General features: G+C 72.5%; 15 protein-coding genes. 10 read left to right on the top strand and 5 right to left on the bottom strand.

Annotated elements, in window-relative coordinates:
- Positions 1-218 precede the first annotated feature (218 nt).
- From C6W10_RS31630 to C6W10_RS31620, 3 genes are read left to right on the top strand one after another with little or no spacing between them, the layout of a single operon-like run.
- Complete coding sequence (locus tag C6W10_RS31630; RefSeq protein ID WP_107262738.1) at positions 219-683, top strand: MarR family winged helix-turn-helix transcriptional regulator; 465 nt, start codon at positions 219-221, stop codon at positions 681-683.
- A complete protein-coding gene (locus C6W10_RS31625) occupies positions 680-1,444 on the top strand; it encodes a hypothetical protein (protein WP_107262737.1) in 765 nt (254 codons plus the stop codon). Before C6W10_RS31630 ends, C6W10_RS31625 begins: the two co-directional genes overlap by 4 nt.
- Positions 1,445-1,456: 12 nt before the next feature.
- Positions 1,457-2,095: a DNA-3-methyladenine glycosylase gene (locus C6W10_RS31620; protein ID WP_107262736.1), complete on the top strand. Its 639-nt coding sequence runs from the start codon at positions 1,457-1,459 to the stop codon at positions 2,093-2,095.
- A gap of 129 nt (positions 2,096-2,224) precedes the next feature.
- Here C6W10_RS31620 and C6W10_RS31615 read toward each other — a convergent pair whose 3' ends face one another.
- Both C6W10_RS31615 and C6W10_RS31610 read right to left on the bottom strand, forming a co-directional pair.
- On the bottom strand, positions 2,225-4,465 hold the full coding sequence (locus C6W10_RS31615; protein WP_107262735.1) for a discoidin domain-containing protein: 2,241 nt from the start codon (positions 4,463-4,465) through the stop codon (positions 2,225-2,227).
- 352 nt (positions 4,466-4,817) lie between these two features.
- Positions 4,818-6,020: an ROK family transcriptional regulator gene (locus C6W10_RS31610; RefSeq protein WP_107262734.1), complete on the bottom strand. Its 1,203-nt coding sequence runs from the start codon at positions 6,018-6,020 to the stop codon at positions 4,818-4,820.
- 248 nt (positions 6,021-6,268) lie between these two features.
- On the opposite strand from C6W10_RS31610, the gene C6W10_RS31605 reads away from it, so the two are divergent.
- The 5 genes from C6W10_RS31605 (at position 6,269) to C6W10_RS31585 (ending at position 11,882) form a co-directional block, all read left to right on the top strand.
- Entirely contained in the window at positions 6,269-7,570 is a 1,302-nt protein-coding gene (locus C6W10_RS31605; RefSeq protein ID WP_199853776.1) for an ABC transporter substrate-binding protein, read from the top strand.
- Positions 7,571-7,640: 70 nt separating this feature from the next.
- Positions 7,641-8,630 carry a carbohydrate ABC transporter permease gene (locus C6W10_RS31600; protein ID WP_107262732.1) on the top strand — a complete coding sequence of 330 codons (990 nt, stop codon included), beginning with the start codon at positions 7,641-7,643 and terminating at the stop codon, positions 8,628-8,630.
- On the top strand, positions 8,623-9,462 hold the full coding sequence (locus C6W10_RS31595) for a carbohydrate ABC transporter permease (RefSeq protein WP_107262731.1): 840 nt from the start codon (positions 8,623-8,625) through the stop codon (positions 9,460-9,462). Before C6W10_RS31600 ends, C6W10_RS31595 begins: the two co-directional genes overlap by 8 nt.
- 95 nt (positions 9,463-9,557) lie before the next feature.
- Positions 9,558-10,940: a GH1 family beta-glucosidase gene (locus tag C6W10_RS31590; protein WP_107262730.1), complete on the top strand. Its 1,383-nt coding sequence runs from the start codon at positions 9,558-9,560 to the stop codon at positions 10,938-10,940.
- 234 nt (positions 10,941-11,174) lie between these two features.
- A complete protein-coding gene (locus tag C6W10_RS31585) occupies positions 11,175-11,882 on the top strand; it encodes an FKBP-type peptidyl-prolyl cis-trans isomerase (RefSeq protein ID WP_107262729.1) in 708 nt (235 codons plus the stop codon).
- A gap of 81 nt (positions 11,883-11,963) precedes the next feature.
- On the opposite strand, the gene C6W10_RS31580 is transcribed toward C6W10_RS31585, so the two are convergent.
- From C6W10_RS31580 to C6W10_RS31570, 3 genes are all read right to left on the bottom strand, one after another.
- Positions 11,964-12,917 (bottom strand): sulfite exporter TauE/SafE family protein, encoded by a 954-nt coding sequence (locus tag C6W10_RS31580; protein ID WP_107262728.1) that lies wholly within the window; start codon positions 12,915-12,917, stop codon positions 11,964-11,966.
- A gap of 305 nt (positions 12,918-13,222) precedes the next feature.
- Positions 13,223-15,706: an ABC transporter permease gene (locus C6W10_RS31575; RefSeq protein ID WP_107262727.1), complete on the bottom strand. Its 2,484-nt coding sequence runs from the start codon at positions 15,704-15,706 to the stop codon at positions 13,223-13,225.
- Entirely contained in the window at positions 15,700-16,461 is a 762-nt protein-coding gene (locus C6W10_RS31570; protein ID WP_107264436.1) for an ABC transporter ATP-binding protein, read from the bottom strand. The genes C6W10_RS31575 and C6W10_RS31570 overlap by 7 nt, the downstream gene beginning before the upstream one ends.
- 167 nt (positions 16,462-16,628) lie before the next feature.
- Here C6W10_RS31570 and C6W10_RS31565 point away from each other — a divergent pair, with 167 nt between their 5' ends.
- The gene (locus tag C6W10_RS31565; RefSeq protein WP_107262726.1) at positions 16,629-17,921 is read left to right on the top strand and encodes a sensor histidine kinase; all 1,293 of its coding nucleotides are present in this window, start codon (positions 16,629-16,631) and stop codon (positions 17,919-17,921) included.
- The gene (locus C6W10_RS31560; protein WP_107262725.1) at positions 17,918-18,595 is read left to right on the top strand and encodes a response regulator transcription factor; all 678 of its coding nucleotides are present in this window, start codon (positions 17,918-17,920) and stop codon (positions 18,593-18,595) included. Before C6W10_RS31565 ends, C6W10_RS31560 begins: the two co-directional genes overlap by 4 nt.
- Positions 18,596-18,597: the final 2 nt, after the last annotated feature.

Genomic DNA, 18,597 nt, shown 5'->3' with positions numbered 1-18,597 from the left:
GAGCCCTGCCGCGGTGACATACATGATGGGTCCTCCAATTCGGCGACTGAAAGTTACCTTTGCGTCGCCTTTCGCAACCTGCAAGGCCGTGCGTCGAGATCCCGAGCGAGTGAGCAATTGAGCGTCATGAATCATCAGCCGGCCGGCCCGGACCGGGGGTGACGCTCGTACCGGCGCTGTGGCAAACTAGTGAGCATGACTCACGGTGTGGCAGACACATGATTGGCGACAAACATATTGCGGCGCTGGACCAGGTACTCGAACTGGTTGTGTTGATCAACGACGACATGACCCGGAGCCTGGCCCGGGAGGGGCTGACCGTCTCGCGTACGCACCTGCTCTGGGAGCTGCGCCGGCACGGCCCGATGACCCAGCGCGACCTTGCCGCCGCGCTCAGGGTGAGCGCCCGCACCGTCACCGGCCTGGTCGACGGCCTGGAGGCGACCGGGTTCGTCAGCCGGCAGCCGCACCCGACCGACCGGCGGGCCACCCTGGTCACCTTCACCGAGCGGGGTCGGCAGACGGTCGAGGCGATGGAGCACGGCCAGCAGGAGTTCGCCCACCTGCTGTTCGGGGAGATGCCGGCGGAGCGGTTCGACTGCTTCACCGCCGGGCTGGGCGAGATCCTCACCCGGCTGCGCGGGATCGGCCTGGCGCAGCAATCCCCAGGAGGCGACGGATGACCCAGCGACGCACGACCCGGAGGGAGTTCCCGAAGGCACTGACGACGGTCTGGTCGCTGCTGCGCCGGGCCACCGTCTACGAGCTGGGCATGTGGCGCAGCCTGTTCCGCTGGATCCTGCGCCGGCCGACCGGCCCGGCGGGCACGGTCTCCTTCGGGTACGCCGGCGTCGTCACACCACTGCTGATCGTCTTCATCGCGGTCTCCGCGATCGAGATCCCCGTGCTCGACCTGATCCTGCCCTGGAAGATCGCCCGGATCATCGCCGCCACCCTCGGCGTCTACGGGGTGTTCTGGATGATCGGGCTGCTGGCCAGCCTGCGGGTCCACCCGCACCTGGTGGCTGCGGAGGGGATCCGGCTCCGCAACGGCATCTCGATCGACCTCGCGCTGCCCTGGACGGCGATCGAGACGGTACGCAAGCGGCACCGCTCGCTGTCATCCGGCCGCACCGTGCAGGTGGAGCGGACCGACACCCGGGCCGTGCTCAACATCGGCGTCTCCAGCCAGACCACCGTCGACATCCTGCTGCGCAAGCCGACCGTGCTCCCGGTGCCGAAGGGCACCGGTGAACCCGTACACGAGCTGCGGGTCTACGTCGACGACGCCGACGGCTTCGTCACGCTGGCCCGCCGACACCTCAGCGCCGAGCCGCCCGGCGATGCCGGCGCACCGACTTCGGAGAGCCGTTCCGGGGTGGTACGCCCGGGGAGCCGCGCAGGAGCCGGGGACCCCGCCCGGAGCGCGACCGGCCGCCCGTGATGTCCTTGCCGGATGACGTCGGTCGACGACTTCGCCGCACTGCTGGCCGGACCGGTGGTGCCGGCGGCGCGCGGGCTGCTCGGTGCCACCCTCTCGGCGGGCGGCGTCACCGTCCGGCTCACCGAGGTGGAGGCGTACGCCGGCAGCGGCGGGGACCCGGCGTCGCACGCGCACCGTGGGCGTACCCCGCGTAACGCGGTGATGTTCGGCCCGGCCGGGCACGCCTACGCGTACTTCACCTACGGGATGCACTGGTGCGTGAACGTGGTGACCGGGCCGGACGGAGAGGCGTCGGCGGTACTGCTCCGGGCCGGCGAGGTGGTCGACGGGCTGGAGATCGCCCGGAGCCGGCGCACCGCCGTACGCCGGGACGTGGACCTGGCCCGCGGACCCGCCCGGCTCTGCGCGGCGCTCGGCCTGGACCGGGCCGTCTACGGCCGCTACCTGCTCGGCGACGGTCCGGTACGCCTCCGCCCGCCGGCCGCGCCGCTGCCGCCGGAGGCGATCGCCGCCGGTCCCCGGGTCGGCGTCACCGGGGCGCACGACGTCCCGTGGCGGTTCTGGATCGACGGCGACCCGACGGTCAGCGACTACCGCCGGCACGTGCCACGCCGGCGTAGCCCCGACCGACCGGCCGGCCGTCGACCGTAGCCGTCCCCCGCAAGCCCGGAGCTGCGGCGGGTACCGGCCGACGGCTGGCCCCGCCGGACGCGTCCGCCGGAGCCAGCCGCCGTGGTGCCAGGTGCCGTGGTGCCGGGTGCCGTTGTGCCGGGTGCCGGCCTACGGGAAGTTGTTCAGGTACTGCACCTGGTTGGCGGTGTTGGCGGTGCCGCCGGAGTTGTTGATGATCCGGTTGATCGTGCCGACCCCGCCGAGCGAGACCGTCACCATGTTGTGGAACCGGACCCCCGAGGTGACCGGCACCTCGAAGGAGCGCTCGTTGACCACCGCCGGGTTCACGTTGAAGTAGCAGTAGCTGCCCAGGCCCCATGCCTCGTGACTGGTCACCGAGTCGGCCACCTTGTACGCCGGATAGCCCCGGGTGGACCCGTTCATGAACGCCGCCTGGTTCGGCGGGTCGTACGGCTTCTCGTTCTGGAAGAAGTACGTCCGGCCGCCGTTGCCGTTCCAGATCACCTCGGTCTTCTGGTAGTGCTCGACGAAGAGGCCGTACATGGTGACGTTGTTGCCGTTCACCACCAGCCCGGTGTCGGCGGTGTTGATGTTCCAGCCGTACGTGCCGGGGTCACCGTGGTCGGCCCGCCACAGCCACATGTGGTCGCCGATCACGTTGTGGCTGTTGATCCGCAGGCTGGTGGTGGCCTTGCCGGGTACCGCGCCGCCGATCCGGAAGAAGACGTCGTGCAGCGAGGTCGGGTTGCCGGCGTGGCTGGCCGAGGAGCCGGCCGGGCCGACCTCCATCAGCACCGACGAGTTCGTCGCGCCAGCCTCGAACATGATGCCGGCGACCTTGACGCCGTCCACGTCGGCCACGGTCATCGCGGTGACGCCGTTCTGCGGCTCGATGGTGGCCAGGCCGAGCCCGAGCACCACGGTGTCCGGCCGGGTCACCCGGATCGTCTCGGTGGTCCGGTAGAGGCCCGGGGTGAAGAGCAGGTTCTTGCCCTGGGCGAGTGCGGCGTTGATGGTCGCCGCGCTGGTGCCGGGCCGGACGACGAAGAACTGGCTCAGCGAGATCGACGAGCCGGCCGGGGTCTTGTTGTACCAGCTGGTGCCCTGGCTGTTGCTGCGCAGCGCCGGCACGAAGACCCGGTACTCGCCGGTGCCGTCGACGTAGAGGAACGGCTTCTCCCGGACCACCGGGGTCTGCGCGACCACCGTGTGCGACGGGTTCGGGAAGTGCGGTGCCGGCGCACCGGCGACCCCGGTGAAGACCATGTTCCAGACCGAGCCGTTCCAGCTGCCGAACTCGCTGTTGCGGGAGTACCACTGCTGCTGCGAGCCGGAGACGACCGTACCGTCGATTTTGGTGTCGGCCATCAGCCCGCCGCTGGACCAGCCGTCGCCGCCGTTCCACAACTGGATCTGGTTGCCGGCGCCGCGCAGGTGCATCCGCCGGTACGGCGCCGCCTGGGAGACCGCCCAGCGTTCGACGATGGTGCCGGCGGGCAGGGTGACCGAGAGGTTCTCGGCCGACCGCCAGAAGTTCTGGGTGGCGTTGCCGCCCATCCAGAACGCCTCGACCCGGACGTGCCCGTTCAGGTTGACGTCGTCCGGTGACATGCCGAGCCCGGCGACCTGGGTGAAGAAGCCGAGGTTGACGTCGGCGGTGTAGGTGCCGGGCTTGAACAGCACCGCGTACCGCCGGGGGGCGAACTGCGCCGTCTCCTGCTCGGTGAAGAGCGAGTTCAGCCGGCCCTGGATGGTGGAGGTCGGCGTCGACGGGTCGAAGACGAAGGTGTTCGGCCCGAGGTTCGGGTTGCGCGGGTCGGTCGGTTCGACCGGGGGATCGCCGGGGCCGGGGCCACCGCCGCCGAACTCGCCGATGACCTGGAACTCCCAGAGCGAGTACCCGTATCCGGTGGCCCGGGCGGTGCCGTACATCCGGACGTACCGGCCGGTGCCGGTGACGTTCAGCGTCTGGGTGCCGCCGGTGCCGGTGCTGGTCGTGTAGACGGTGTTCCAGCTACTGGCGTTCTCGGAGACCTGGATCTGGAACGCCCGGCCGTAGGCCGCCTCCCAGCGCAGCACGACCTGGCTGATCGTGGCGCTCGCGCCGAGGTCGACCTGGATCCACTGTGGATCGCTGAACGCGCTGGACCAGCGGGTGCCGGTGTTCCCGTCCACGGCGGCCGACGCGGTGAAGGCGCCGCCCTCGCTGGACGAGGCCGTCGCCGGCCTGCCCTGCGAGATCAGCGCCGGTGCGGCGCTCGCCGCCGGGGCGGGGCCGGCGAACGGGGTCAGGGCGAGCAGCAGCGTGGCCGCGAGTACGCCGGCCAGCCGGCGCGGTCGGCGGCGGCCGCCGGGATGCCCTCGGGGAGGAAAACGATGAAAAATCATGACCCTGCCTGTCCGTGCGGAGGTGTCTGGCGCCGGCCGCTCCTCGGGGTCCGGAGCGGCGGGCCAGTGGCGGTGTGTGGTGCCGACCGCGGGTGTGCTGCGGTCGGCCTGCTGCGCGGGGGTGCGGTGGGGTAGCCCGAGAGGTCGGTGCCGACCTGCGGAAACGACCGACGGCGGGCGGCGTCGACCGGTCGGGTGTGGACGGTAGAGAGCGCTCTCGCAGGATCACGAGTGTTGCGCCCGGGTTCCGCCGCCGTCAAGACATCAATTTATTACAACGTAATTTATCCCGAATGCCGGAACACGCATCAAGGGTTGATCGATGGAGCGGAGGCGGTGCCGAACGCGCCGGTCAGTTGCGGAGCCCACCTGCGGCGAGCAGCCGGGCGACCGGCAGGGTGGCGGCACCGAGCGCCACCGCGTCGATCCCGAGCTGACCCAGCTCGATGGTGGCCTGCTCGTACGGCTGGTGCAGCGCCTGACCCGCCGCCGCCTCGCGGATTGCCGGCAGCAGGTGGGCGCCGAGCGCCACCCCGGCCCAGCCGCCCAGCACCACCCGTTCCGGGTTGAACAGGTTGATCAGGTTCGCCACCCCGGCGCCGAGGTAACCGGCCGTCTCGGTCAGCACCCGGCGGGCGGTCGCGGAGCGGTCCGCCGCCTCGATCAGGGCGCCCAACTGGGACTCCTCGTCGGCACCGGGTACGGCGTGGCCGCGCCGGGCCTCCCGGTAACGGTCGATGATCCCCTCCGCCCCGACGTACGCCTCCAGGCAGCCCCGGGCGCCGCACCGGCAGGCGCGGCCGTCGTAGACCAGGGTGGTGTGCCCCCACTCGCCGGCGCTGCTGGAGACGCCCCGGTACATCACCCCGTTGGTCACCACCGCCGCGCCGACCCCGGAGCCGACCAGCGCGAAGACGGCGTGCCGGCTGCCCCGGCCGGCCCCGAACCACATCTCGGCCTGGCCCAGCGTCTTCGCGCCGTTGTCGACGTGCACCGGCAGGTCGACCTCGGCGCGGATCAGCCGCTCCAGCGGTACGCCGTGCCAGCCGAGGGTCTGGGCGTGCACGATCGCCTCGCCGCCCTGCACCACCACGCCGGAGACGCCGATGCCGACGCCGAGGATCTCCGAGCGGGTCGCCCCGGCCTGCGTGGTGACGGCGTCCAGCCCGGCCAGGATGTGCCGGACCACGGCGGCCGGTTCGGGCCCGGCCGCGTCGAGCGGGTAGTCGGCGCTGGCCAGCATCGTCATCGCCAGGTCGAAGAGTTCGACCCGGATCCGGGTCTCGCCGACGTCGACCCCGGCGACCAGGGCGTACCGGGGGGCGACCCGGAGCATCATGCTGGGGCGGCCGCCGTCGGACTCCACGGCGCCGGCCTCGACCACCAAACCGGCCCCGATGAGGTCGCCGACCACGTTGCTGACGGCGGGCTGGCTCAACCCGGTGGAGCGGGCGAGATCCTGCCGGGTCAGCGGACCCTCGAGGAACAACTTCGACAGCAGGGCGGACCGGTTGCGCTGTCGCACGATCCGGTTCGTCGTCCGTTCCAGGTCCACCCACCACCTCGATAAACCCGGGTCACCGGGAGTCACTGTACGGCTCGTCCTTGACGGGCGAGCCACCAGACACTTTAATAACCGCGTAAATTAAGCCTTGATGGAACCCCCTTCGGTGGCTCGCTCCATCCCCCGCCGACGGTGATCGTGCCCGTACCGCCCCACCACCCCGGCCGCCCACGGCCCCCGCTCCGGCGCCACCCGCCGACGGGCCGACGAGGCCGCCGGCCGACGCAGAAGGGCAAGTCGTGTCCAGACGACACCTCGCTATGGCTGTCGCGGCGCTGCTGACGACCGCCTCCCTCGCCGCCTGCGGCGACTCCGGCGGCTCGTCCGAGGGCGCCGCGAAGACGCTCACCTACTGGGCCAGCAACCAGGGCGCCAGCATCGAGTTCGACAAGCAGACCCTCCAGCCGGAGCTGGACAAGTTCGAGCAGCAGACCGGCATCAAGGTCAACCTCGAGGTCGTGCCCTGGTCGGATCTGCTCAACCGACTGCTCGCCGCCGCCACCTCGGGCAAGGGCCCGGACGTGGTGAACATCGGCAACACCTGGTCGGCCTCGTTGCAGGCCACCAACGCGCTGATCCCGTTCGACGACGCGACCCTGGGCGAGGTGGGCGGCAAGGACCGCTTCGTGCCGGCCGCGCTGGCCGCCGCCGGCGCCCCCGGCAAGCCGCCGGCCGCCGTGCCGCTCTACAGCCTGGCGTACGCGCTCTACTACAACAAGAAGATGTTCACCGACGCCGGCGTCACCACCCCGCCCGCCACCTGGGAGGAGCTGGTCGAGACCGGCAAGAAGCTGACCAGGTCCGGCCAGTGGGGCCTGGCCGTGGAGGGCGCCAACCCGTCGGAGAACTCCCACCACGCCTTCACCTTCGGCCAGCAGTGGGGCGGCGAGTGGTTCGACTCCGCCGGCAAGCCGACCTTCGACACCCCGCAGAACGTCGCGGCGGTCAAGCGGTACATCGACCTGATGGCGGTTGACAAGATCGTCAACCCGAGCAACGCCGAGTACGCCCAGAACCAGTCCGTCGCCGACTTCGCCAACCGCAAGGCGGCGATGCTGCTCTGGCAGGCCGCGGGGTCGAACCTCAAGGCACAGGGGATGAGCCCGGACGAGTGGGGGATCGCCCCGGTGCCGTTCCCGGCCACCCCGCCGCCCGGCGGCAAGAAGGTCAACAGCATGGTGGCCGGCATCAACATCGCGGTCTTCAAGCACACCGAGAACCGCGAGGGTGCGCTCCAGTTCGTCAAGTTCATGACCAGCGACGCGGAGCAGGTGATCCTCAACAAGACCTACGGCTCGCTGCCGTCGGTCAAGCCGGCCAGCGCCGACCCGGCGTTCCAGGCGCCGGAGCAGAAGGTGCTGGGCGAGGTGCTCGGCTCCACCGCCGCACCGCTGCCGCAGGTGCCGGAGGAGAGCCAGTTCGAGACCCTGGTCGGTACCGCCATGAAGGAACTCTTCGCCGACGCGGCGGGCGGCAAGGCCGTCACCGAGGCGCAGGTGAAGGAGAAGCTCGGCGTAGCGCAACAGAAGATGGGCAGCTGAGCCGCGACGCCGACGGTTGACCGTGGAGGGGGACCGCCGCCCCCTCCACGGTCCACCCTGAGAGGATCCGATGGCCACCACCACCGCGCCCGGCCCCGTACGGCCCGCCGGGCGACCAGCGCAGGACGGCCCGCCGCGTCCGCGCGGGCGCCGCACCGTACGGCGGACGTACCTGCCGTACCTGCTGCTCGTCCCGGCCGCCCTGCTCGAACTCGGCATCCACGTGGTCCCGATGCTCGTCGGGGTCTGGATGAGCCTGCTCGAACTGACCCAGTTCCACATCCGGGACTGGTCCACCGCACCCTTCACCGGCTTCGAGAACTACCGGGTCACCTTCGACTTCGGCTCCGCGACCGGTAAGGACCTGCTGCACTCGTTCTGGGTCACCGCGCTCTACACCACGCTCTCGGTGGGCTTCTCCTGGATGCTCGGGCTGGCCGCCGCGGTCTTCCTGCAACGGCCGTTCCGGGGCCGGGCGCTGCTGCGTACCCTCTTCCTCACCCCGTACGCGCTGCCGGTCTACACCGCCGTGATCACCTGGACCTTCATGTTCCAGCGGGACACCGGCCTGGTGAACCACGCCCTCGACCAGCTCGGCCTGATCGACGGGGCGAACCCGCCGTTCTGGCTGATCGGGGAGAACAGCTTCGTCGCCCTGCTGATCGTCTCGGTCTGGAAGTCCTGGCCGTTCGCCTTCCTCTGCCTGATGGCCGGGTTGCAGAACGTGCCGCCGGAACTCTACGAGGCGTCCGCGATCGACGGCGCGAACTTCTGGCGGCGGCTGCGCGACGTCACCCTGCCGATGCTCCGGCCGGTCAACCAGGTGCTGCTGCTGGTCCTCTTCCTCTGGACCTTCAACGACTTCAACACCCCGTACGTGCTCTTCGGCGGCTCCGCGCCGAGGCAGGCGGACCTGATCTCGATCCACATCTACCAGAGTTCCTTCGTCACCTGGAACTTCGGGCTCGGGTCGGCGATGTCGGTGGCGCTGCTGCTCTTCCTGCTGGTCGTCACCGCCGTCTACCTGCTCGTCACCAACCGCAGGAGAGAGCATGCGTGAGTCAACCGGCGAACGCTGGGCCCGCCGCATCGTGCTCAGCCTGCTGACCCTCTTCGTCCTCGCCCCGCTGTACGTGATGGTCAGCTCCGGGCTCAAGCCGCTGCGCGACGTGCAGGGCGCCTTCACCTGGCTGCCCAGCCGGGTCACCTTCCAGCCCTTCGTGGACATGTGGCAGACGGTGCCGCTCGGCCGCTATCTGGTGAACAGCCTGCTGGTGGCCAGCTCCGCCGCGGTGATCTCGGTGGCGATCGCCATCTTCGCCGCCTTCGCGATCAGCCGCTACCGGTTCCGCGGCCGGCAGCTCTTCTCGGTCACGGTCCTCTCGACGCAGATGTTCCCCGGCATCCTCTTCCTGCTGCCGCTCTTCCTCATCTACGTCAACCTGGGCAACGTCACCGGGATCGAGCTGTACGCCAGCCGGCTCGGGCTGACCATCACCTACCTCACGTTCTCGCTGCCGTTCTCCATCTGGATGCTGGTCGGCTACTTCGACTCGATCCCGCGCGGGCTCGACGAGGCGGCCCAGGTCGACGGGGCCGGACCGCTGCGCACGCTCTTCCAGGTGATCCTCCCGACGGCGGTGCCCGGGATCGTCGCGGTCACCGTCTACGCCTTCATGACCGCCTGGGGGGAGGTGCTCTTCGCCTCGGTGATGACCGACGAGAACAGTCGTACCCTCGCCGTCGGGCTCCAGGGCTACGCCACCCAGTACAACGTCTACTGGAACCAGGCGATGGCCGCCTCGGTGGTGGTGAGCATCCCGGTGGTGATCGGCTTCCTCGCCCTGCAACGCTACTTCGTCGCCGGGCTGACCGCCGGAGCGGTCAAGTAGCCCGCCTGTCCGTCCTGCCCGTCGAGCCACCGTCCGACCCGGACCGAGACCCGCGCGGTCAGCAGGCTCTGAACCATCCAAAGGAGAGTCGACCGATGCCGGATCTGTCCAAGCTGCCACCGAACTTCACCTGGGGCGTCGCCACCGCGGCGTACCAGATCGAGGGGGCTGTCGGTGTGGACGGCCGCAGCCCGTCCATCTGGGACACCTGGAGCCGGGTGCCCGGCAACGTCGACAACGGCGACACCGGCGACGAGGCGTGCGACCACTACCACCGCTGGCCGGAGGACGTGGCCCTGATGCGCCGGCTCGGCGTCGACGCGTACCGCTTCTCGGTGGCCTGGCCCCGGGTGATGCCGGACGGCACCGGCCGGGTCAACCCGGCCGGGCTGGCCTTCTACGACCGGCTGGTCGACGCGCTGCTGGCGGCCGAGATCCGGCCGCTGGTCACGCTCTACCACTGGGACCTGCCGCAGGCGCTCCAGGACCGGGGTGGCTGGCCGGCGCGGGCCACCGCCGAGGCGTTCGCCGACTACGCCTCGGTGGTGGCCGGCGCGCTCGGCGACCGGGTCACCGACTGGGTGACGGTGAACGAGCCGCTCTGCGTCTCCTGGATCGGGCACCTGGAGGGCCGGATGGCCCCCGGCGAGCAGGACCTCACCCGGGCGGTCGCCGCCTCGCACCACACGCTGCTCGGGCACGGCCTCGCCACGGCGGCGGTGCGGGCGGCGGCGAGCCGGCCGGCCTCGGTCGGCATCGTGCTCAACCCGAGTCCGTGCGAGCCGGGCAGCGACCGGCCGGAGGACGTGGCGGCGGCGGTCCGGGCCGACGGGCACGTCAACCGGTGGTGGCTGGACCCGCTCTACGGGCGGGGCTACCCGACCGACATGCTGGAGGTCTACGGCGTCGAGCCGCCGGTCCGCCCCGGTGACCTGGAGTGCATCGCCACCCCGACCGAGTTCCTCGGGTTGAACTACTACTTCCGGCAGGTCATCGTCGACGACCCGGACGGCCCGGTGCCGCACGCCCGGCAGATCCCGGTGCCCGGCTCGACGCAGACCGCGATGGGCTGGGAGGCGTACCCGACCGGGCTGGAGGAGCTGCTGGTCTCGGTGACCGAGCGGTACGCCCCGGCCCGGATCCTGGTCACCGAGAGCGGTTCGGCCTGGCCGGACAGCGTCACCGCCGAGGGTGGGATCGAGGACAAGGAGCGGACGGCGTACCTGGAGGAGCACGTCCAGGCCGTCGCGGCGGCGGCCGCCCGGGGGGTACCGGTGGAGGGCTACTTCTACTGGTCGCTGCTGGACAACTTCGAGTGGGCGTACGGCTACGACAAGCGGTTCGGCCTGGTGCACGTCGACTACGCCACCCAGCGCCGGACGATGAAGGCGAGCGGGCTGCGCTACGCCGACATCATCCGGGACCACCAGCGGCTGGACGGGCGCGCGCAGCCGGAGAACCCCTCCCCGGTGGGCTGACCTTGGCCGACGCCGAACGGCGGTGACGGAACGGCCAGCTCCGGCACCGCCACTGCCAGAACGGACATCCGAGACATCTGACCCGACGTGGTCGGCTATCTCCGTGGGTACCGGCCGGTCCCGCCGGACCGAGCCGACGTCGGCAGCATCGACGCGGGTACGGTGTGCGGAGCCGTTCGACGGGCCGACGGCGTCCCGCCCTGCTCCATTTCCCCCCGAGGAGTGCAAGATCAGATGAGCGATCCGGTCCAGACCCCCGAGCAGCCGGGGCCGACGAGCCAGCGGCGTCCGACCAAGCAGGAGCGCCGGGCCGCCGCGGAGGCGGCCGCGGCCCAGGCCGCCGCGAACCGGGCCCGTGTGCAGCGGGTGGCCGGCGGGACCGTCGGAATCCTCCTGGCCGGGCTGGGCGTCGCCGCCGTCGTCGTGCTGCCGCAGGTGATGGAGGACGCGCCCCGCTCGTCGGCCGCGCCGGTGGCGAGTGCGACCACCCCGCCGGCCGCCGAGCCGACCGCCCCGCCGGAGCCGACCGCCCCGCCGGAGAGCCCCGGGGCGCCGTCCCGGCCGCCGGCCGACCTGGATCCCCGGCTGGCGGAACGACCCACCGTCGAGGCCGGCAAGGGCGAGTTGACCAAGCTCACCGTCACTCCGCTGATCGAGGGCACCGGCCCTGCGGTGCAGAACGGGCAGACGATCACGGCCAACTACGTCGGTGTCTACTACGCCACGGGTCAGGAGTTCGACTCCTCGTGGAGGCAGGGCCAGCCGGTCCCGCTCCAGGTCGGCGGCATGATTCCCGGCATGGACCAGGGGCTGGTGGGGGTCAAGGTCGGCAGCCGGGTGCAGATCGACATTCCGACGGACCTCGCCTACGGCGACAACCCGACCGGCGGTGCCCCGGCCGGCCCGCTCCGGTTCGTGGTGGACGTCCTGGCGGCGCAGTAGCCCGTCCGGGCAGCAGACCTACGACGGCGGCCGTGACCAGGAAGGTCACGGCCGCCGTGCACGTCGGGTGCGCCTCGCGGCTCAGGCCGGAGTGGGCGTGGAACTCTTCTCGCTGGGCTCGGCCTCGGCGGCCGGCGCGATGGTGTCGATCGCCTCGACGGTCTCCTCGTCCCGGTGCGCCCGGTACTGCCGGATCGAGTACGCCAGCGCGAGCGCCCAGATCAGGTAGATCGCCGCGTAGACGGAGTACCGTACGCCGTCCGGCGCGTCGATCCAGTCGCTGCGCAGCAGGGTACGGGCATTGGTCACGATGATCACGCCACCCACCGCCGAGCCGAGGATCCGGGGCGGGATGTGCCGGACCAGCCAGGCGGCGATCGGCGCGGCGACCACGCCGCCGAGCAGCAGCGCGAGAACCCAGGCGAAGTTGACGTTCTCGCTGCCCAGGCCGACCAGGAAACCGAGGCTCGCGGCGACCGCGACCAGGAACTCGCTGGTGTCGATCGAGCCGATCACCTTGCGGGGCGCCATCCGGCCGCTGGCCAGGATCGCCGGGGTGCCGACCGGTCCCCATCCGCCGCCACCGGTCGAGTCGACGAAGCCGGCGAGCAGGCCGAGCGGGGCGAGGAACCGCTTGCGCAGCGGCTGGCCGAGGCGGTCCCGGGGGATGCCGGCCGCGGTGAACCGGACCAGGATGTAGATCCCGAGGGTGAGCAGCAGCAGCGCCATGATCGGCGCGGCGACCTCGGTGGAGAGGCTGGACAGGAAGGTGGCGCCGGCGAAGGCGCCGACCGCACCCGGTATGCCGATCTTGGCGACCACCTTCCAGTCGACGTTGCCGAACCGCCAGTGCGCGGCGCCGGAGGCGAGGGTGGTGCCGATCTCGGCCAGGTGCACGGTGGCGGACGCGGCCGCCGGGTTGGTGCCGATCGCCAGCAGCAGGGTGGTGGAGGTGACGCCGTACGCCATGCCGAGACTGCCGTCGACGAGCTGCGCACCGAGCCCTACCAGGGCGAGGAGCAGAAGTTTTCGCACGGGCGTTCCTTCCCGGAAAGGTGGTCGAGGGGAGGCCTGACCGAGCTGACGGCCGGGGCGTTCCGGCCGGAGCCAGCGCCGACAGTTCGGACGACGGGTCCGTACCAGGAGCGGGTACGGGCTGGGGCGGACCACGCAGCGTTGCGCTTATTCCCCATCTAACCCATAGGGATTGTTGACCCGGTGGTCCGGCTAGTCAACCCCGATACCCGGTCCGGCTCGCACTCCAGCCCGACCTTCGCCGTGCCGGACGACCGTGGCGGCACCGAGCGGCGCAGCCACGGTCGTCCGACCGGTTCCCCCAGTCACTCCACCCGGGGCCCGGCGCCGCCCGGACCGGCCCGCAGGATCAGCCGGGCCGGCAGCACGCTGGCGGCCAGCGCCAGCACCACACACCCGGCCACCACCGACCCGATCGTCCACCCGGGCACGACCAGTCCGACCGGTACCCCGAGCTGCTCGCTCAGCGCCGAGCGGATCGCCAGCAACGCGACCGCCGGCACCAGCAGGCCGAGCGCGGTGCCGATCGCCAGCACCAACCCCGACTCGGCGGCCACCGTGCCGAGCACCTGCCGGACGGTGGCACCGGCCCGGAGCAACAGCAGCAGCTCCCGGGCCCGGTGCGCGGTCGCCATCAGCAGCGTGTTCGCCAGCGCGATCGCGGTGTAGCCGGCCGAGACCCCGATCAGGATCAGCGTGGCCAGCCAGACCAGCCGATCCTCGGCCGCATCCCGCTCCGCCGCGTACTCCGCGACACCGACCAGCCGGGCCCCGAGTACGGCCCGACGGTCCGCTCCGCCGTCGTCGGGGCCGGTCGCCGCCGTGGTGAAGACCGCCTCGGTGAGCGCCGACGGATCGTGCGCCCGGACCACCTCCCGGGCCAGCAGCAACTGCGCCGGAATGGAGCCGTCGGCGACCACCGCCGCCACCCGGACCGGCCCGCTGCTGCCGTCCGGATAGCCGAGCGTCGCGCCGCCCCCCGCCGACCAGCCGAACCGCTCGGCGAGCCCGGCGGTCACCACCGCGGTCTCCGGCCCCCGGAAGGCCGCGAAGTCCCCGGAGACGACGCTCAGCCGCCCGTTCACCCGGGCGAACCCGACCGGGTCCACGCCGGCGGCGGCCAACGGCTCACCGGCACCGGTCGCCGTACCGCCGGGCGGGTCGGCGTAGACGGTGCTGGGCAGCAGCGCCGTGCCTCCGACGGTGGCCACCGCCGCGTCCGACAGTCCGGGCGTGCCGTCCGGGACGAGCACCGAACCGGCCCGGATCGCCCCCGCGTCCCGGCTGGCGTACGCGCCGGTCGACGTCGCCACCGAACCGGCGATCAGCACCGTGAACCCGACCGTGAGCAGCATCGGCGCCGACGTCGACGCGGTACGCCGCACCGCCGTCAGCGCGTTGCGCCGCACCAGCATCCCGGTCGCACCCCGCAGCCGTCCCAGCGGCCAGGTGAGCGCGTACGTCAGCGGCGGCACCAGTACCGGGGCGAGCAGGGTCAGCCCACCGGTCAGCGCCATCGAGGCGTACAGGGCGTAGTTCACGATCTCGTCCGGGCCCGCCCCGGCCAGCAGTACGGTCAGCAGCAGCCCCAGCGCGGTGACGACGATCCCGCCGATCCACCGGGACCGGGACATCGGCCGCCGGTCCACCACCGCCTCCCGCAGCGCCTCCAGCGGCCGTACCCGACCGGCCCGGCGGGACGCCGACCAGACTCCGAGCAGGGCGACGACCAGCCCCACCAGGTAGGCCGCGGCCGGCGGCCAGGGCTCGATCCGCACCCGGAACCCGGCGGGCTGGAAACCGGCGTCGACCAGCAGGGCGCCGAAGGCCGGCGCGCAGGCGGTACCGAGCACCGCCCCCACGGCCGCCCCGACGGCACCGACCACCAGCGCCTCGGCGTACATCAGCCGGCGGAGCTGCCCCGGGGTGGCGCCGACGGTACGCAGCAGCCCGAACTCCCGACGCCGCTGGGCGACCCCGAACGCGAAGGTGGAGGCGACGACGAAGATCGAGACGAATCCGGCCAGCGCCGTCATCGCGGTCAGCACCTGCATGCCGATCCAGCGGGTACGTGCGTCCCGGGGCGGTTCGACCTGCGCCCGGTCGGCGCCGGTCAGCACGGTGCCGTCCCGGCCGACGACCGCCTCGGCCGCCGCCCGTACCGCCGCCGGGTCGGCGTCGTCCGCGAGTACCAGGCCGATCAGCCGGACGCCCCGGGACAGCGGCGCGGCGACCGGGTCGGCGAGGTAGAAGCCGGGCCCGTCCACGGTGCCGGCGACGGTGTACCCGGCCGGCCCGCTCGCGGTCAGCAGGGTGACCGGGCTGCCCGGGGCGAGCCCGAGCGCGCGGTCCAGCACCACCTCGTCCGGCCGGCCGGGCGGGCTCCCCGCCACCAGCCGGTACGGCGCCAGCGCGGCACTCGACCAGCCGTGCCCCTGCGGGTCGCCGGGCGCGGGCTCGCCGACCGGCCGGCCGTCGAGCACCGCCTGGGCGTAGAACGACCGGTCCGGTACCGCCGCCGTGACCCCGTGCAGCGCGGCGAGCCGCCCGGTCAGTTCGGCGGTCCGCTCCGGCGACCACGGGCGGCGCTCCGGAAAGGTGCCCGACACCGCCTCGACGGGAGGCGCCGCGACCAGCACCTCCGCCCCGGCGTACCGGTCCGGCACCCGGGGTTGCGCGGAGACCAGGATCAGCGCGGTCGCCGACATCAGCGCCACGCCGAGGCAGAGCGCGACGAACGGGCCGAGCAGCCCCGTCCACCGGGCGCGCAGCGCGGCGAAGCTCAGCATGCCGGCTCCAACCTGGTCATCCGGGCCGCGATGGTCTCCGCCGCCAGGTCGCCGCCGAGCTCGTCCACCACCCGGCCGTCGGCGAGCAGCACGACCCGGTCGGCGTAGGCGGCGGCCACCGGGTCGTGCGTCACCATCACCACCGTCTGCCGGTGCTGGTCGACGAGGCCGCGCAGCAGCCGCAGGATGTCCCGGGAGGTCCGGGTGTCCAGCGCCCCGGTCGGCTCGTCGGCGAAGAGCACCGCCGGCCGGCTGATCAGGGCCCGGGCGATCGCCACCCGCTGCTGCTCGCCGCCGGAGAGTTCGTCCGGGGTGTGCCGGCCCCGTCCGGCCAGGCCGACCTCGGCCAGCGTCGCGTCCAGTTCGGCCGGGTCGGGCCGGCGGCCGGCCAGCCGCAGCGGCAGCGCCACGTTCTGCGCCGCGGTCAGCGCCGGCACCAGGTTGTACGACTGGAAGACGAACCCGACCCGGGCCCGGCGCAGCAGGGTCAGCGCGGTCTCGCCGAGGGTGCCGAGGTCGGTGCCGTCGATGGTGACCGTGCCGCCGGTCGGCCGGTCGAGCCCGGCGGCGCAGTGCAGCAGGGTCGACTTGCCGGAGCCGGACGGACCCATCACGGCGGTGAAGGTGCCCCGGTCGAAGTTGACCGTCACCCCGTCCAGCGCGGCCACCCGCCGGACTCCGCTGCCGTACGCCCGGACGACCTCCCGCAGCCGTACGGCGGCGGTCAGCTCCGGTGTTTCCTCTCGTCGCGTCATGCCCTCGAAGATCGGCCATCGGCGGCCCCGGCACATCGGAGCGGAGCCGTCACTTCCGGCCCGGCCCTGCGGGCTATCCCGGCCGGGGCGACGCCGGTCGGGTCAGCCCGGAGGATGACCCGCTCCGGGTGGACGCGGCCGGGTGGCCGGGCCGCTACCGTCGACGGATGAGTGCCGTCCAGCCGCGTCCGCTGCTGACCCGCCGGTTGCGCCGGGTCGACCTGATCGCCCTGGACGTGCTGGCGGCGCTCGGCCTGGCGGTGATCTGCGGGTACGCCGCCGCCGACCCGCCCGCGGCGACCGGGTACCCCGATCCGCTGGTCCGGGAGCCGGTCTGGCTCTCCCTGCTCTTCATGGTCGTCATCACGGCGCCGATCGCGGTACGCCGCCGCTGGCCCGTACCGGTGCTGGCGGTGGTGACGATCAGCGCGTTCAGCGCGGTACTGGTCGAGGTGGTGCCGATCTACGCCTCGATCTCCGTCGTCATCGCGGTCGCCTTCGCGCTCTACCAGGTGGCGCTGGTCACCGAGCTGCGCCGCTCGGTGCCGGCCCTGCTGCTGGTGCTGGCCGGTGCCGTGGTCGCGGTCCTGCCGAAGACCTCGGACTGGGACGAGGCGATCACGGGGCTCGGCTTCATGGCGCTGCTCCTGATCGCGACCTGGATCCTCGGCCGGGCGGTACGCGAGCGGCGCGCGTACACCTCCCGGTCGGCGGCGGAGCTGGCCCGGCAGGCGACGGTCGACGAGCGGCTGCGGATCAGCCGCGAGCTGCACGACATCGTGGCGCACAGCATGAGCGTGATCACGGTGAAGGCGGCGATCGCCAACCATGTGGCGGAGTCCCGGCCGCAGGAGGTTCGGGACGCGCTGCGGGACATCGAGGCGACCAGCCGCAGTGCGCTGGCGGAGCTGCGCCGTACCCTCGGCGTGCTGCGCAGCGGCGCACCGGGTGCCCCGGTCGAGTTCGCTCCCGCGCCGGGCCTGGCCGACCTGCCGGGCCTGCTGGACCGGGCGACGGCGGCCGGGATCGTCGCGGAGCTGGTGCTGGAGCTGCCCGCCGGGGCGGAGCCGCCGGAGGACGTCGGCCGCTCGGGATACCGGATCGTGCAGGAGGCGCTGACCAACGTGGTCAAGCACGCGGGGCCGGTACGGTGCCGGATCGAGGTGACCGGTGCCGACGGCGAGTTGCGGGTCGAGGTGACCAACGAGCCGGGTCGACCGGTCCGGGCGGCGGATCCGAAGGGGCAGGGTCTGATCGGCATGCGTGAGCGGGTCCACCTCTACGTCGGTACCTTCGAGGCCGGGCCGACCGCCGAGGGCGGTTTCCGGGTTTCGGCGCGGCTGCCGTACCGACCCGCCGAGCGCCCGACCCCGCCGGCCGACGCGCCGCCGCTGGCCGACGCGCCGCCCTTGGCGGTCGAGGCGGGTCCGGCGGGCGGGTCGGCCGGAGGGGAGCGGTGACCGGCGAGCCGATCCGGGTGCTGATCGCCGACGACCAGGCGCTGCTCCGGGGCAGCTTCCGGGTGCTGATCGAGACGACGCCGGGGCTGACCGTGGTCGGCGAGGCCGGCACCGGCGCCGCGGCGGTCGAGCTGGCCGAGCGGGAACGCCCGGACGTGGTGCTGATGGACGTCCGGATGCCGGAGCTGGACGGCATCGAGGCGACCCGGCGGATCAGCGCCTCACCCGCCGCCGGTCAGGTCCGGGTGCTGATCCTCACCACCTTCGACCTCGACGAGTACGTCTACGCGGCGATCCGGGCCGGCGCGAGCGGCTTCCTGCTCAAGGACGCCCCGCCGGAGGACCTGCTGACGGCGATCCGGGTGGTCGCCGCCGGTGAGGGGCTGCTCGCCCCGAGCGTGACCCGTCGACTGATCGCCGAGTTCGCCCGGTTGCCCGAACCGGACCGGCCGGTGGCCCGGGAGCTGACCGGGGTGACCGACCGGGAGCGGGAGGTGTTGACCCTGATCGGACGCGGCCTGTCCAATCCGGAGATCGCGGGTCATCTGCGGCTCAGTCCGGCCACGGTGAAGACGCACGTCGGCCGGCTGCTCGGCAAGCTGCACGCCCGGGACCGCGCCCAACTCGTCATCGTCGCCTACCAGACGGGCCTGGTCACGGTCCCCGATCGCTGACC

Origin of the sequence: Plantactinospora sp. BB1, from assembly GCF_003030385.1 — a bacterium.
GTDB lineage: Bacteria > Actinomycetota > Actinomycetes > Mycobacteriales > Micromonosporaceae > Plantactinospora.
This window is presented reverse-complemented; position numbering and strand designations above follow the sequence as displayed.